Source organism: Streptosporangium sp. NPDC002607 (assembly GCF_053592655.1).
In genome coordinates this window covers 22,739-36,170 of record NZ_JBSFWD010000074.1, presented here as the reverse complement: position 1 = coordinate 36,170, position 13,432 = coordinate 22,739, and the positions used below count along the sequence as shown (strand labels likewise).

Below are 13,432 nucleotides of genomic sequence, written 5' to 3'. Positions count from 1 at the left end.
CGGGGCGCCGCTGGCGCGGATGGAGATGCGCATCGCCTTCCCGGCCCTGCTGCACCGCTTCCCCGGCCTCGCCCTGGCCGACCCGTACAAGCAGGCCGACTTCCGGGTCTTCAGCCTCGTGTACGGCGTGCACACGCTGCGGGTGACCTGGTGAGCGGACGGCCGCCCGCCTAACAGCTCTACGACACCCCCGAGACGACTGTCCAGCAGATCGCCGACCTGTTCGGCGTGCCCCGGTCGACGTGTACGGGCACCTGAGGCGGACGTCGTCGTGACCGTGCGATTCACCCTCGCCGAAGGCATGCCGAGCCGGCTCCATGCATCGGACGGCGCATCACCGCACCGTGGGACATCGCGGGCGCCCCGCCAGCCTGGTCCGCCAGATTGGCTTCGCCCTCGGCCCCGGCCGGCCACTCCATTGTGGAATCGCCAATCGCCACCTGTGACTTCGAACCGAAGCCGCTCACAACGCAAGGAGAATCTCATGAACATGCCAGATCGATTTGACGAGGAGGCTGAGATGCAAACTCAAACGACCAAAACGTTCCAGCACGCGACGGACGAGAAGCCGACCGCCGTCGCACGAAGCGGCTGGAACTGGAGCCGGATCCGCCCCATCGCCTTTTGGGCCACCACGTTTGTAATCGTCTTCGAGTTGACTGCTGGATCGGTGTGGAATCTTCTACCGATCGAATGGGTGGAAGTCCAGTTGCGCCATCTGGGATACCCGCACTACTTCGCCTACGTTCTAGGCGTGTGGCAGGCCGGTGCGGCCGTCGCAATCATCGCGCCCAGGCTCCCGCTGATCAAGGAATGGGCGTACGCGGGTGCCTTTTTCCTGTGGTCGAGTGCCGTGGCGTCGCATCTGATAGTCGGCGACGGGCTTCAGACGTGGGGGGTGCCGCTGATGTTCGGGACGTGCGCCATCGCGTCGTGGGTGCTGAGGCCTGCCGACCGTCGGCTCCCGGAGACGCGGCTCCGTCGGGACCGCCCTGCCAACGCTGAACAAAATGGGGCCGGTCCGCCGAAAACCCGTCCTCGCGCTTGGGCCGTTCCGATCGGGCTCCTCGTTGTTCTGTATGCCGTTTCGTTCCTCACGCTGCCCGCGGCCGAAGCCATGACGCACGAGTGGGCAGTTGAGAACGGCTGGATCAACGAGTAGCGGCCTTGAAGGTCTCGACGTCTCGCCGACACATGGTTCCGCGAACACCAGCCCGCTGACACAATCGGCCATCCTCTCGCCGACGCAGTCCTTGCCGTCAATGAACTTGAGGCCTTGCCCCCGGAGGGGGCGACGCCGTGGATGCGGGTGTCCTGGCCGTAGTCGACGAGCTATACGCCCAGGTTGGCACCTTGAGCTCGGAACTGGTCTCTTTCGGCCGGATGCTGTCCACCCGGACCAGACCCTTCTTGCCGTCACTGTCGACCGGCGACTGCACCTGGACGTACTCGCGGATGGCGTCTTTGTACGAGAAGACCGGCTGCGTCAGCCCGCCGGAGATGTCGATCGCCGGCTTCGCCGCCGCGGTGGCCACCCCGGGTGTGGCCACCCCGGCCAGCGCCGTGCCCCCCACTCGCCGGAAGACCCGCGGCATCCGGACCCTGTTGTTCTTGGTACTCAAGATGCCACGTCCCAGGTGACCGGGAGGCTCTTGACTCCGTAGATGTCCGCGGTCTCCAGGCGAAGGGCAACCTCTTCAGCCGGTACGGCCAGCCGTAGCGTGGGGAAGCGGGTGAGCAGCGCAGGGAAGGCGACCCGCATCTCGACGCGGGCCAGTTGCTGGCCCAGGCACTGGTGGATGCCGTGGCCGAAGGCCAGGTGCCCGCCCTCCTGCCTGCGCAGGTCGAGCACGTGGGGGTCGGTGAAGCGCTCGGGGTCGCGGTTGGCGGTGGCGTACGACAGGATGACCGTCGAACCGGCCTTGATGGTCTGGCCGCCCAGCTCGACGTCCTCCAGTGCGACCCTCGGGAACTGCTTGGCTACGCTCAGATACCGCAGCAGCTCCTCCACGGCCCCGTCGGTGAGCTCGGGCTCGGTGCGCAGCGCGGCGAGCTGGTCCGGGTTCTGCAGCAGCGCGAAGGTGCCCAGCGCCAGCATGTTCGCGGTGGTGTCGAACCCGGCCGACAGCAGGATCAGGGCGATCCCCCGCAGCTCCTCATCGGTCAGGTCGCTGTCGAGCAGGTCGCTGAGCACGTCGTCGGTGGGGTTCGCGCGCTTGGCGGCCACCAGCTCCGCGAGGTAGTTCTGGGTCGCGGTGTAGGCCGCGATCAGTTCCTCGTCGCCGACCTCCCCGCCGAGGAACTTGTCGATGTGCCCCTGGAAGGAGCCCCGGTCCTCGTACGGCACGCCCAGCAGCTCACAGATGATGATGGAGGGGATGGGCTTGGCGAACGCGGTCACCAGGTCCGCCGACGGCCCGGCCTTCTCCATCGCGTCCAGGTGCTCGGCGGTGACCTGCTCGACGCGCTCGGTGAGCTGTCGCATCCGCCGTACGGTGAACTTGCCCACCAGCGGTTTGCGATAGCGCCCGTGCTGCGGCTCGTCCATGAGGAGGAACTCGCCGGGCGGCGCCGGAGGCACCTCGATCTCGCCGAGGTCGACCAGCGGGTGGTGGCGCATGAGCTCCTTGCGTGAGCTGAACCGAGGGTCGGCCAGGACCGCCCGGACCAGGTCGTAGCCGGTGACCAGCCAGCCCTCGTGTCCGTCGGGGAAGGGGAAGCGGCTGATCGGGCCGTGCTCGCGGGCCTGGATCAGCTCCTTGGGCGGGTCGAAGGGACAGCCGGGCCGGCGCGCGGTCGGCAGCGTGGTGATGGTGTGTTCCATGGTCATTCCTCTCATCGGCCTAGGATGAAGTCGCGATAGTACGTGTTTGGCGTGGCTCGAAAGCTGCATTGCACTCAGAATTCCTGTCAGCCAATCGACACGGCCCTAGGAGATCTTGCGGCGGTAGGTGTTCATGGCGAAGGCGTACGCGACGATGAGGATGCCGACACACCAGGCCAGGGCGATCCAGATGTCGGTGCCGACCGGCTGCTGGGTGTACAGGTCGCGGATGGCGTTGACGATGGAGGTCACCGGCTGGTGCTCGGCGAAGACGCGCACCGGGCCGGGCATGGTGTCGGTGGGCACGAATGCCGAGCTGAGGAACGGCAGGAAGATGAGCGGGTAGGAGAACGCGCTCGCGCCGTCCACGGACTTCGCGGACAGACCGGCGATGACGGCGAGCCACGTCAACGCCAGGGTGAACAGGATCAGCATGCCGGCGACCGCGAGCCACGCCGGCACTCCCGCCCCCGAGCGAAAACCCATGAGCAGGGCGACGAGCACGACGACCACGAGCGAGATCAGATTGGCGACCAGCGAGGTCAGCACGTGCGCCCACAGCACGGACGAGCGTGCGATCGGCATGGACTGCAAGCGCTCGAAGATGCCGCTCTTCATGTCCAGGAACAGCCGGAAGGCGGTGTAGGCGATGCCCGAGGCAACCGTGATGAGCAGAATGCCAGGCAGCAGGTAGTTCACATACGAAACCGGCCCCGTGTTGATCGCGCCGCCGAACACGTAGACGAACAACAGCAGCATGGCGATCGGCGTGATCGCGGTCGTGACGATGGTGTCCACGCTGCGCGTGATGTGGCGCAGGGATCGTCCCAGCAGGACGGCGGTGTCGCCGAAGAAATGCTTGCTCATCGCTGTTCCTTACGCGTCCGTGCCGACGCTGTGGTCATGGCCGGCGTCGCCGTCTTGCCGCCGGCACCGACGAGGGTGAGGAAGACGTCCTCGAGGGTCGGCTGCTTCTCGACGTATTCGACCTTGGCGGGCGGCAGCAGCTGCTTGAGCTCGGCCAGGGTGCCGTTGACGATGATCCGCCCCTCGTGCAGGATCGCGATCCGGTCGGCGAGCTGTTCTGCCTCGTCCAGATACTGCGTCGTGAGCAGCACCGTCGTACCGTGCTCGGCGAGTTCCCTGACGGCCTGCCACACCTCGATGCGCGCCTGGGGGTCCAGGCCGGTCGTCGGCTCGTCGAGGAAGATGACCGGCGGATTGCCGATGAGGCTCATCGCGATGTCCAGGCGGCGGCGCATGCCACCCGAATACGTCGACACCCTGCGCGCGCCCGCGTCGGTCAGCGAGAAACGCCTCAGCAGGTCATCGGCGATCCTGCCGGGATCCTTGAGGTGCCGCAACCGGGCGACCAGCACGAGGTTCTCCCGCCCGCTGAGAATCTCATCGACGGCCGCGAACTGTCCGGTGAGGCTGATGGACTCCCGCACGTCCGCAGCCTGCGTGGCGACATCGAAGCCGTTGACGCCGGCCGTGCCCGCGTCCGCCTTGAGCAGCGTGGACAGGATTCTCACGACCGTGGTCTTGCCCGCCCCGTTCGAGCCGAGCAGGGCGAAGATGCTGCCTCGCGCCACGTCGAAGTCCACGCCGCGCAGCACCCGCAGCTCCTTGTACGACTTCTCCAGACCCTGCACATGGATCGCCTGGGCTTGCTGTGTCGTCATCAGACGGTCCTCTCTTCTCTTCCGGTGTCCTCGCCGGCGGCGCGCTCGATGGCGCTGGTGAACCGTTCCCGCTCCCGGCTGATGTACCGCCCCACGGAGTAGTTCTGCACAAACGCCTCGACGAACTCCACGGGGTCCTCCCCGAAGATCTCGCGGATCGGGGTTCCGTCCGCCGCGCTCTGTTCGAACAGATCGGCAAGGTCCTCGAACATCGAAGCCGCGTCGGCGCCGTCCCCCGGCCCGAAGTGCATCAGGTACCGCTCCAGCGCTTCGACTGCCGTGCGATAGTTCTCGGGAAGCGCTCTGGTCCGCGCCTTGTACTGCCGCCAGCGCCTCTTGTCCTCGAGCGGCCCGGTGACCACCTCCAGGTACTGCAGGTAGCGCCTCTTCGGCTCGGCCGGCTCTGTGGCCATGTCTACGTACCTCCTTCGCGGAGCTGTTCGAGCCGTTCCGTGAGGAAGCTCCAGGTCCTCCAGAACTCTTCGAGATACTCCCGTCCCTGAGCGTTCAGGGAATACACCTTGCGCGGCGGCCCCTTCTCGGACGGGACCTTCTCCACGTCGACGAGGCCGCGCCGCTCGACCCTGACCAGCAGCGCGTAGACCGTGCCCTCGGCGATGTCGGAGAAGCCCTGATCCCGCAGCCACGCCGTGATCTCGTAGCCGTACGCGGGCCGGCCGGACAGGATCGCCAGGACGATGCCCTCCAGCGTTCCCTTGAGCATCTCCGTCACCTGCTTGCCCATGGACCACCCTTCGGCTACCCAGTTATACTGACTACTGGTACATAGTAACACTGAATAGCGACGGCGCAAGCCCCGTGGGGCCCCGGCAGCAATGAAGAAATTTTCAACGAAGTAGCCTCTGACCTGCGGTAACGGAGGCATTTGGTCGCCTGTGGCGGGTTGATGATCACTGCCGCTACGTTCGTTATGGTTTCATCCGGTACGGCACTTGGGGTGGTGCGTTGTCGGAGAAGATGTTCTCTGAGGAGCAGTTGGAGCAGCTGCGCTCGTTCCCGGAGATCAGCACAGACTTGAAGTCCCTGACGGCCTGCCGGGGTCGCGGGCGTGGGCGGTGGCCGAATCCTTCGGCGTCGAGGCGGACCTGCTCAACGACGACCGGACCGGCCGGGCATTGGACGCGATCGCCCCACCTCGATCACCTCGCGGGATCGGCCGGTCTGGCCGCGGAGGAGCTGGCCGCGCCGGCCGGTGTGAGCATCGACTACTACGTACGCCTGGAACGCGGCAAGGAGACCCATCCGAGCCCCTCCGTGGTCGAGGCGCTCCGCCTCAACGAGGAGGAGCGCGGCTTCCTGCGCGAGCTGGCGACGCGGGCGGCGCGGCGTGCGCCCGAGCCCCGTCCCCTGCCGTCGCAGCGGGTCCGTCCGACCGTCACGCAGCTTCTGGAGACGCTCCGGCTCAACCCGGCGTACGTCGTGAGCCGCACCGACGACCTGCTGGCGGCCAATCCCGGCGGGCTGCGGCTGCTCCACGGCATCGCCGACTGGCCGGAGCGGCAGCGGAACACCGTCCGGTACACCTTCCTGCACCCGGCTGCACATGTGACCGTCGGCGGCGTTCAGGCCGCGAGATGGGGCTGCTGACGGGGCGGCGAGAACCGACGAAGTCGGCCTTCGCACTGATGCTCAAGTGACGCGGTCGACTACGTTGCCAGGGCGGTGAAGGTCCCGGCCTGGACCTGGCGTTCTACGAGTGGGACGGGCGTACCGGCAAGGACCACCGTACTGACATCCGCAAGTTCACCGTGTTCCGCGAATTGGCCGCGAAGCTCCGGGGTGCCCGGGAGTTCGCGGCCAGCGGTGTCTCCTAGCGGGTGGCGACCCGGTAGTCGTACTTGATGTGGGTAAGGAAGAAGTCCCGGACGTCCTCGGCGAGCAGCTCTGGCACCTCCATCGCGGCGAAGTGGCCGCCGCGCTCGAACTCCGACCAGTGCCTGATGTCGTACAGCCGCTCGGCCAGCGGTCGCACCGACTGCGTGATGTCGTGCGCGAACACCGCCACGCCAACCGGTACCGGGCACGGCTCGATCCGCCGCGGAGCCTCGCGGTGCAGCCGCGCCGAGGAAGCCGCGGTGGCGGTCAGCCAGTACAGCGAGATGTCGGTGAGCATCCGCTCGTCACTGATCTGCGAGCGAGGGTCCGTCCACTGTGCGAAGCGCTCGGCGATCCAGGCCAGCTGGCCGACCGGCGAGTCGGTCAGCGCGTAGCCGATGGTCTGCGGGGTGGTGGCCTGCAGAGCCTGGTACGGCGGACGATTCGCCATCAGCTGCCTGACCTTGTCCAGCCGAGCCTCATCCGTTTCGGACAGCTCGATGTCGGCGTCCGGGACCGGCCGGGTCGGCAGGTAGTTGACGTGCACCCCGACGACCTGCTCGGGTGCCACCGCGCCGAGCGCCGTTGAGATGCCCGAGCCGAAGTCGCCCCCCTGCGCGCCATAGCGCTCGTACCCGAGACGGCGCATCAGCTCAGCCCAGGCCCGCGCGACCCGGACGATATCCCAGCCGCGCTCGTGGGTCGGCCCGGAGAAGCCGTACCCCGGGATGGACGGAATCACCAGGTGGAAGTCGCGCGACAGCGGCTCGATCACGTCGAGGAACTCCAGGAACGAACCTGGCCAGCCGTGGGTGAGGATCAGCGCGAGCGCGTCCGGTTCCGAAGACCGGACGTGGACGAAGTGGATGTCCTGGCCGTCGATCTCGGTGGTGAAGTGCGGAAGCTCGTTGAGCTTGGCCTCATGCTCGCGCCAGTCGTAGCCGGTGCGCCAGTATTCGGCCAGTTCCTTGAGCCGCGCCAGCGGGAAGCCGTAGTCCCACCCGGCGTCGGCGACCTCGTTGGGCCAACGGGTGCGGGAGAGCCGGTCGGTCAGGTCGTCGAGGTCGGCCTGGGGGACGTCGATACGGAACGGCTTGATCATGGTCTTAACTCCAGGGAAATTCATTCGGCGCCCAAATGTTCGGACGACGGGCGACGACGAGCTGCGAGGTGAGCTTCGACATGGATTTGCGCGCGGCCCGAGCGGCCTGCGGCCGGAGTGAAAATCTCGGTGAGCTCGTAAGGCAGGACGAGGTGGGGCTGCCGTGCAGGAACACCACTGGCGACTCCCCCTGCCCGGTCTCTGTGCAGGCGAGGTAGGAGTCGATGACGGCGACAGTATGCATGATCATTATGTCCTTCGATGAGTTGCGTGTCGGACTCTAGATCTACACACTCCCAACCGTCAACATTCCAACCAATATCATCGCAACCGTCACTGAAAGAACCATTGGCCTGCTAGCATCACACCAAGAGGCTCGTGCCCGGCCAGGCAAGGAACGTCGACGACGCGCTGCATGCGACCACCGGCCACCTGATGCGCCGTGTGTTCACCGCTCATGCCGTGCAGGACGAGCCATAGTCGCGCGATTTCGTGGTGCTCGACATCCCCGCCGGACGCCATCTCACAGCAGGATCTCGCCCACCGGCTCGGCATCAACCGTACGATCATGGTCAGGCTGCTCGATCGGCTCCAGGAGCCTGACCATGTCATCCGCACCCGCGACCCGGCCAACCGCCGCACCTATGTGCTGTCCCTGACCGAGGCGGGCCGTACCGCCCTGGACGGCATGCGCCACGCCGTCGCCGACCGCGACGCCCGGCTCACCAGTGCCCTCAGCACACCCGAACGGCGGCGCCTCACCGCGCTGCCGACCAAGCCCGTCGCCGACGACGGGCCATCCACCATCCACAGCATCGAGCACCTGATAGCTCAAGCCCACTACCGGCTGCGCCACCTCGGGGATCATCAGCTCGCGGCGCACGGCCTGCGCACCCGCCACTTCGCCTTGCTGCCAGTAGGGCCAGCGCCTCTGCCGTCAGCACAAAGTCAATCGGCGGATCGCGGTATTCCAAACCTGGTTACGCGGCGCTACTTCGACCGCTAAGGACATGGTCGGGCGAAGGCCCCTTCGCTTCGTCAGCTCGGTGGTCTGCCATCGTGGGGAGCGTGCCCGACACGGCGGGCGTTGCTGGTGCCTCAGTCCAGGCACACCACCCAGTCCCGCAGCTCGCCGTCTTGTTCCCAGACCTCACTGGCGACATTGCTCTGATCTTCGCCGCAGAAGAAACAGTTCCCCTCGCGACCCTTCAGGCGCCGCATCGCATGCAACTGCTCGCCCTCATGGTGCTGGTAGCCCAGCCAGCCGCACCCAGAGCACTCCCACCACAGTTCGTGCCTGGGCTGTGGTTCCTGACCGCCCCAAAGGCTGCGGCGATGCAGCACCTGCAGAGCCGTCAGCTTCCGCTGGCAGCGTACGCATTCCGGGCTCACGGGGTGGAGCTTGCGGGGTTCGCGCAGTGCCATCACCGGGGTCCGGCCGGTGACGGTGAGGGAGTCACGCGCTTGGGAGATGAGCAGCGACATGCGGAACTCACCGCTCCTGGCCTCGATGTTGGTCGGCACTCCGGGAACATCTCCTAGCACGGTGACGTCCCAACCGGCGGACGTGAGCAGAAACCTGGCGCCCTCCACCGGATCAACACCCGTCTCACCACTCATGGCGTGCTGGACGTGCACGAAATAGGAAAACCGCAGCGGTTCCTCCCAATAGGTGATAGCCGGCGCCTACGGTGAAACTTTCATCCAAGGACGCGGGCCAGGGACTCGGCTCTGCGGTGGTCGTACGGTGCGGCCAGGCGCTCGGCGGTCGCCATCGCCTGCTCGGCCGCCCGCCTGGCCTGCCTTCGCCCGCCCAGGGCGGCCAGGATCAGCGCGAGGGCCCAGCCGATCCGGGCGGCGGCACCGGGGTTGCGGGCGGCGTACCGGGAGAGGTGTCCGAGCAGGAGGGGGGCCACGGCCCGGTCCTGCCCCGCGTCCCCGAGCAGCTCGGCGAGGCCGGTCCAGCACTCCAGCATGCCGGGCTGCACCGCCGGCAGCCGCTCGGCCAGTGTCAGCGCCTCGGCCAGCGCCGCGGGCGCCCGCGCCGGGTCCAGGCGTGCCGCGATGGTGAGCAGGCGCAGCTCCTGAATCGTGCGGCTCGCCGGGCTGTCGCGCAGGCCGATCTCCTTCGCGTGCGTACGCCGCCGCTCGTGCGAGGCGCGGGCGGCCGCCAGCAGCTCCCGGATCCGCTCCATCGGCACCCCGTCCAGGCGCAACAGCGCTTCCGCCCGGCCGGTCAGGCACCAGTGGCGGCCGATGTCGTCCCCGCCCACCCGCGCGACCGCCAGCTCCTCCGTCTCCGCGTACCCGGTGGCCGCCGCGGCGAACTCGCCCTGCCACAGCGCGGTCTCGGCGAGCATGCCGGCGCAGTTCTCGGCCACCCGCGGGTCGATCGTCCGCGACCGTCCCTCCGTGAACGACCGCCTGGCGTCCTCGAAACGGCCCGCGTGGAGCAGGTCGATTCCGCGGGCCAGCCGGGCCCGGTGCACGGCCTCGTCCGGGTGGTCGATGCCGGAAAGTGCCTGGTCGGCGAGGCTGCCGTAGCGGGTGGCGATCCGGTGGCGGCCGGCGAGGCGGGCGATGGTGGCGAAGTTCGCGTAGGACTCGGCGCGCAGGGCGGGGTCGGTGCCGCGGTCGGCGGCGTTGAGCTGGCGCAGCGAGGTCACCAGCATCACGGGGAGGTCCTGCTGGTGGTAGGCGAGCCGGGCGAGCAAGGTCAGCGCCTGCGCGGCCTCGGCCTCGTCCGTACGGGGTACGGGGAGGAGACGGCGGGCGGCCGTGATCGGCAGGAGGCGGTGGGCGGCCTGGCGGATGGCGGCGGTCAGGAGAGCGGTCGCGAGGTCGGTGGGGGTGGTGGGGAGTGGCTCGCCGAGCGTGTCGAGGGCGGCGCGGGCCAGGCGGGTGGCGGCGCGTTCCCTGGCGAGCTGGTGGGAGCTCACCGCGGCCATCCGGAGCAGGCGGGCCCGCAGGCGCAGGTCTTCCGGAGGGCGGTCGAGGTGCTCGCGGACGATCGCCACCGACTCCTCGTACAGGCGCAATCGCAGGCACAACGTCCAGTAGTGGTCCAGGAAGCGCGGCTGCCCGGACACCCGCCAGGCCAGGCGGATGTTGTCCATCTCGGCGCCGAGCACGCGGACGACCTCGGCGTCCGAGCCGTCCTGGAGCGCGGTGGCGTGCCGGTCGAGGAGGCGGGCGTAATGACGGGCGTGCCGTTCGGGTACCCCCGGGTCCTCCAAATGGGCGGCGGCGAGCTGCTTGATGAGAGGGTGGAGGGTGTACCGGCCGGACGGGGTGAGCTGCAGCATGCTGTGGTCGACCAGGTGGACCAGCACCTCAGGGCTGGTTCCGGCGACCTCCAGGGCCGCGCGCAGGGTGCAGCCGCCGCCGAACACCGCCAACGCCGCCAGCGCCGCCCGCCTCTCCGGGTCGAGCAGCCGCCAGGACGTCTCGAAGACCGTACGCATGCTCGCGTGCCTGGACCGTGCGGCGGGCCCGGCCGTGGAGAGCAGCCCCGTGTCCACGCCGAGGCGTTCGGCCAGGTCGGCGCACGGCACGGCACGCAGCAGGCCGGCCGCCAGCTCGATCGCCAACGGCAGCCCGCCGGTCGCGGCGCAGATCGCGGCCACCAGCGGGGCCTCGCGCTCGGGGTCGAACTCCGGCCGGGCCTTGAGCGCCCGCACGACGAACAACGCCTCGGCGGCCGACTCGGCAAGCCCCTCCACCGGGACGATCACCTGCCCGGGCACGTCCAGCCGCCGCCGGCTGGTCGCCAGCACCCGCACGCCCGGCGCCACCCGCAGGATCTCCGCGATCACCCCGTCGAAGGACGGCAGATGTTCGAGATTGTCGAGCACCAGCAGCGTCGAGCGACCGGCGAGGGCGGCGAGCAGCAGCTCGGCGGCGGGCCGCGGCGGCGAGAGGTCCACGCCGAGCCGGCGCGCGAGCGTCGTCACAGCCGCCTCCGCCCGCACCCCGGCAAAAGACACGAACGCGACATCCGCCGAGGAGGGGGACGCGGCGTCGTGCTCACCGGGCTTCACGGAGGAGGGGGAGGCGACGTTGCGCTCGCCGGCTCGCGCGGAGGATAGGGACGCGCTGTCGTGCTTCCCGGTCCCCGTGGAGGAGAGGGGCGCGGCATCCCGGGCCCCGGCCTCCGCCGCGGCGATGGCCAGGCGGGTCTTGCCGATGCCGCCCGGGCCCGACAGGGTGATCAGGCGTTCCCGGGACAGCAGGGCACGTAGGCGGCGGATGTCGGACTCGCGGCCGACCAGCTCCGACCCGGGGACCGGCAGGGCAGCCCGGCGGGCGGTCGCGGGCCGGGGCGTGAGGTCCTGGCGGAGCGCGCGGGTCTCGGGTGCGGGATCGACGCCCAGCTCGCGCGCCAGCCGCAGGCGCAGCTCCTCGTAGCAGGCCAGGGCCGCGGCCCGGTTCCCGGTCCTGGCCAGGGAGGCGATCAGCACCCGGTGGGCCTCCTCGTCGTACGGGTCCAGCTCCGTCACGATCCTGGCCAGCCGTACGACGTGTTCGGAGGCGGCGGGCCCGGCGCGTACGAGCAGCTCGCGCAGCACCAGCCGGGCCCGCTGCCGCTCGCACTCCAGCCACCCGGCGAACGCGGGCGCGTCCCCGAAGGAGAGACCGTCGAGGAACTCCCCGCGCCACAACCGGAGCGCCCCCGCCACCGTCGGGTCCCGGATGAGCTGCCGGTAGTCCACGAAGCAGTCGTCGTCGGCGCGGAAGCCGACGTGGTCGCGGGTGATGTCGAGCCAGCCGCCCACGTCCTTGCGCAGCTCCGACAGCGCCAGCCGCAGGCTGCCTCTGGCGTTGGCGTCGGGACGCTCGCCCCACAGCAGCCCCGCGAGCTCGGCCCGCGAGCGCGCCCCCGGCGTGGTGGCGAGGTAGCAGAGGAGTGCCCGGGTCTTAGCGGAACGGATCCGCACCGGCCTTCCCCCGACAGCTAGCTCGGGCGTGCCGAGCAGCAGCAGGCTGAAGGAGTCTCCCATACGAAGACAGTAGGCGCGTGCCTGCCGCCCGACTGTGTCAGAAGGCACGGAGATCGTGTGCTCTATGCCATTGACCTGCGATCTAACGATGTGCTCACGCTGCGTCCGCGACTCTGATGCCGCGTTTCGCGACGGTCGCGAAACGTCAGCGTCTCCAGGAGGAACAGCATGCATTCTCGTAAGGTGATCGCCGCACTCGCCCTGGCCGGAGGTCTGGTGGCGCCGATGGCGTTGGCCGCGACCCCGGCGGCCGCCATGGCCGGCTCGTGCCGCGTGGAACTGCACGACATCGACGCCGGCAACGTGGCCGACCGGGACGGCCGGGACGAGCTCCGGTTCCTGGTCGATGGGAACCTGTTCCCCAGGATCAACGCCAACTACTTCGGCATGAACGCCGGTGACGACGGGAATCCCGGCGACTTCGAAGACCCGACCTCGATCATCCTGAACACCCAGGACGTGGACTTCGACCTGCGCGAGGCCGACGGCCCGATCTGGGGACAGGGCGACCGGCTCGGCACGGTGACCGCCCTCGGCAGCACGTGCGCCGGGCTCGCCACGGGCGCGACCAGGACCATCACGAGGACCCTCACCGGGACCGAGCAGACGGCGTACTCGTACGTGGTCAGCCTTAAGATGACCGCTCTGTAACCGTCCTCGGAGCTGAGGCCGCGCTGCCGCCGCGGGGCAGCGCGGCAAGAGCATCGGCGGCGCGGCCGTCGTCGACGAGGCCATGCTGTCGATGGCCCTGCACCTGCGCGGACAGAACCTCAGCCTGCGCGACATCGCCGCCCGGCTCGTCATCACCACGGGCAAGCGGAAAGGACGGCACCCATCGCCGATGGCCGTCTTGCGCATGCTCCGTGACCACGACGCCAGGACGGGTTCTTGGGATTATCCGGTCGAAATTGAACGATAAGCCTCCGCCGCAGGTCAGAAGGTTGCGGGCTGAGGCGTCCCGGACGAACTGATCTCGGTTCGGGCC

14 protein-coding genes are annotated in these 13,432 nt (G+C 68.8%); 5 read left to right on the top strand and 9 right to left on the bottom strand.

Annotation, left to right across the window (positions count from 1 at the left end; all coding sequences use genetic code 11):
• Window positions 1-484 precede the first annotated feature (484 nt).
• Window positions 485-1,162 carry a DoxX family protein gene (locus tag ACWD3H_RS43235; protein WP_451959147.1) on the top strand — a complete coding sequence of 226 codons (678 nt, stop codon included), beginning with the start codon at window positions 485-487 and terminating at the stop codon, window positions 1,160-1,162.
• 97 nt (window positions 1,163-1,259) lie between these two features.
• Here ACWD3H_RS43235 and ACWD3H_RS43230 read toward each other — a convergent pair whose 3' ends face one another.
• The 6 genes from ACWD3H_RS43230 to ACWD3H_RS43205 form a co-directional block, all read right to left on the bottom strand.
• Complete coding sequence (locus ACWD3H_RS43230) at window positions 1,260-1,622, bottom strand: hypothetical protein (RefSeq protein ID WP_451959146.1); 363 nt, start codon at window positions 1,620-1,622, stop codon at window positions 1,260-1,262.
• A complete protein-coding gene (locus tag ACWD3H_RS43225) occupies window positions 1,619-2,824 on the bottom strand; it encodes a cytochrome P450 (RefSeq protein ID WP_451959145.1) in 1,206 nt (401 codons plus the stop codon). The genes ACWD3H_RS43230 and ACWD3H_RS43225 overlap by 4 nt, the downstream gene beginning before the upstream one ends.
• Window positions 2,825-2,929: 105 nt before the next feature.
• On the bottom strand, window positions 2,930-3,691 hold the full coding sequence (locus ACWD3H_RS43220; RefSeq protein WP_355560524.1) for an ABC transporter permease: 762 nt from the start codon (window positions 3,689-3,691) through the stop codon (window positions 2,930-2,932).
• The gene (locus tag ACWD3H_RS43215; RefSeq protein WP_451959144.1) at window positions 3,688-4,509 is read right to left on the bottom strand and encodes an ABC transporter ATP-binding protein; all 822 of its coding nucleotides are present in this window, start codon (window positions 4,507-4,509) and stop codon (window positions 3,688-3,690) included. The genes ACWD3H_RS43220 and ACWD3H_RS43215 overlap by 4 nt, the downstream gene beginning before the upstream one ends.
• Window positions 4,509-4,922, bottom strand: a complete 414-nt coding sequence (locus ACWD3H_RS43210) for a DUF1048 domain-containing protein (RefSeq protein WP_451959143.1) — start codon at window positions 4,920-4,922, stop codon at window positions 4,509-4,511. The genes ACWD3H_RS43215 and ACWD3H_RS43210 overlap by 1 nt, the downstream gene beginning before the upstream one ends.
• A 2-nt stretch (window positions 4,923-4,924) precedes the next feature.
• Window positions 4,925-5,254: a PadR family transcriptional regulator gene (locus ACWD3H_RS43205; protein WP_451959142.1), complete on the bottom strand. Its 330-nt coding sequence runs from the start codon at window positions 5,252-5,254 to the stop codon at window positions 4,925-4,927.
• Window positions 5,255-5,724: 470 nt separating this feature from the next.
• Between ACWD3H_RS43205 and ACWD3H_RS43200 the strand changes: the two genes are divergently transcribed.
• The gene (locus ACWD3H_RS43200; RefSeq protein ID WP_451959141.1) at window positions 5,725-6,117 is read left to right on the top strand and encodes an MmyB family transcriptional regulator; all 393 of its coding nucleotides are present in this window, start codon (window positions 5,725-5,727) and stop codon (window positions 6,115-6,117) included.
• Window positions 6,118-6,340: 223 nt separating this feature from the next.
• Here the strand turns inward: ACWD3H_RS43200 and ACWD3H_RS43195 are convergent, their stop codons facing one another.
• On the bottom strand, window positions 6,341-7,447 hold the full coding sequence (locus ACWD3H_RS43195) for an epoxide hydrolase family protein (protein ID WP_451959140.1): 1,107 nt from the start codon (window positions 7,445-7,447) through the stop codon (window positions 6,341-6,343).
• A gap of 457 nt (window positions 7,448-7,904) precedes the next feature.
• On the opposite strand from ACWD3H_RS43195, the gene ACWD3H_RS43190 reads away from it, so the two are divergent.
• The gene (locus ACWD3H_RS43190; protein ID WP_451959139.1) at window positions 7,905-8,453 is read left to right on the top strand and encodes a MarR family winged helix-turn-helix transcriptional regulator; all 549 of its coding nucleotides are present in this window, start codon (window positions 7,905-7,907) and stop codon (window positions 8,451-8,453) included.
• A gap of 92 nt (window positions 8,454-8,545) precedes the next feature.
• Here the strand turns inward: ACWD3H_RS43190 and ACWD3H_RS43185 are convergent, their stop codons facing one another.
• Together ACWD3H_RS43185 and ACWD3H_RS43180 are read right to left on the bottom strand one after the other, a co-directional pair.
• The gene (locus ACWD3H_RS43185; protein ID WP_451959138.1) at window positions 8,546-8,971 is read right to left on the bottom strand and encodes a hypothetical protein; all 426 of its coding nucleotides are present in this window, start codon (window positions 8,969-8,971) and stop codon (window positions 8,546-8,548) included.
• Window positions 8,972-9,147: 176 nt separating this feature from the next.
• Entirely contained in the window at window positions 9,148-12,447 is a 3,300-nt protein-coding gene (locus ACWD3H_RS43180) for an ATP-binding protein (protein WP_451959137.1), read from the bottom strand.
• A 168-nt stretch (window positions 12,448-12,615) separates the two neighbouring features.
• Here ACWD3H_RS43180 and ACWD3H_RS43175 point away from each other — a divergent pair, with 168 nt between their 5' ends.
• Together ACWD3H_RS43175 and ACWD3H_RS43170 are read left to right on the top strand one after the other, a co-directional pair.
• Window positions 12,616-13,098, top strand: coding sequence for a hypothetical protein (locus tag ACWD3H_RS43175; protein WP_451959136.1), 483 nt, complete (start codon window positions 12,616-12,618; stop codon window positions 13,096-13,098).
• A 91-nt stretch (window positions 13,099-13,189) separates the two neighbouring features.
• Window positions 13,190-13,366, top strand: coding sequence for a hypothetical protein (locus ACWD3H_RS43170; protein WP_451959135.1), 177 nt, complete (start codon window positions 13,190-13,192; stop codon window positions 13,364-13,366).
• The last annotated feature ends 66 nt before the right edge of the window (window positions 13,367-13,432 follow it).

Coding starts and splice junctions, on each gene's coding strand:
- ACWD3H_RS43215 (WP_451959144.1), bottom strand. CDS start 4,509: ATGACGACACAGCAAGCCCAGGCGATCCATGTGCAGGGTCTGGAGAAG.
- ACWD3H_RS43225 (WP_451959145.1), bottom strand. CDS start 2,824: ATGGAACACACCATCACCACGCTGCCGACCGCGCGCCGGCCCGGCTGT.
- ACWD3H_RS43195 (WP_451959140.1), bottom strand. CDS start 7,447: ATGATCAAGCCGTTCCGTATCGACGTCCCCCAGGCCGACCTCGACGAC.
- ACWD3H_RS43170 (WP_451959135.1), top strand. CDS start 13,190: ATGGCCCTGCACCTGCGCGGACAGAACCTCAGCCTGCGCGACATCGCC.
- ACWD3H_RS43210 (WP_451959143.1), bottom strand. CDS start 4,922: ATGGCCACAGAGCCGGCCGAGCCGAAGAGGCGCTACCTGCAGTACCTG.
- ACWD3H_RS43220 (WP_355560524.1), bottom strand. CDS start 3,691: ATGAGCAAGCATTTCTTCGGCGACACCGCCGTCCTGCTGGGACGATCC.
- ACWD3H_RS43235 (WP_451959147.1), top strand. CDS start 485: ATGAACATGCCAGATCGATTTGACGAGGAGGCTGAGATGCAAACTCAA.
- ACWD3H_RS43180 (WP_451959137.1), bottom strand. CDS start 12,447: ATGGGAGACTCCTTCAGCCTGCTGCTGCTCGGCACGCCCGAGCTAGCT.
- ACWD3H_RS43205 (WP_451959142.1), bottom strand. CDS start 5,254: ATGGGCAAGCAGGTGACGGAGATGCTCAAGGGAACGCTGGAGGGCATC.
- ACWD3H_RS43190 (WP_451959139.1), top strand. CDS start 7,905: ATGCCGTGCAGGACGAGCCATAGTCGCGCGATTTCGTGGTGCTCGACA.
- ACWD3H_RS43175 (WP_451959136.1), top strand. CDS start 12,616: ATGCATTCTCGTAAGGTGATCGCCGCACTCGCCCTGGCCGGAGGTCTG.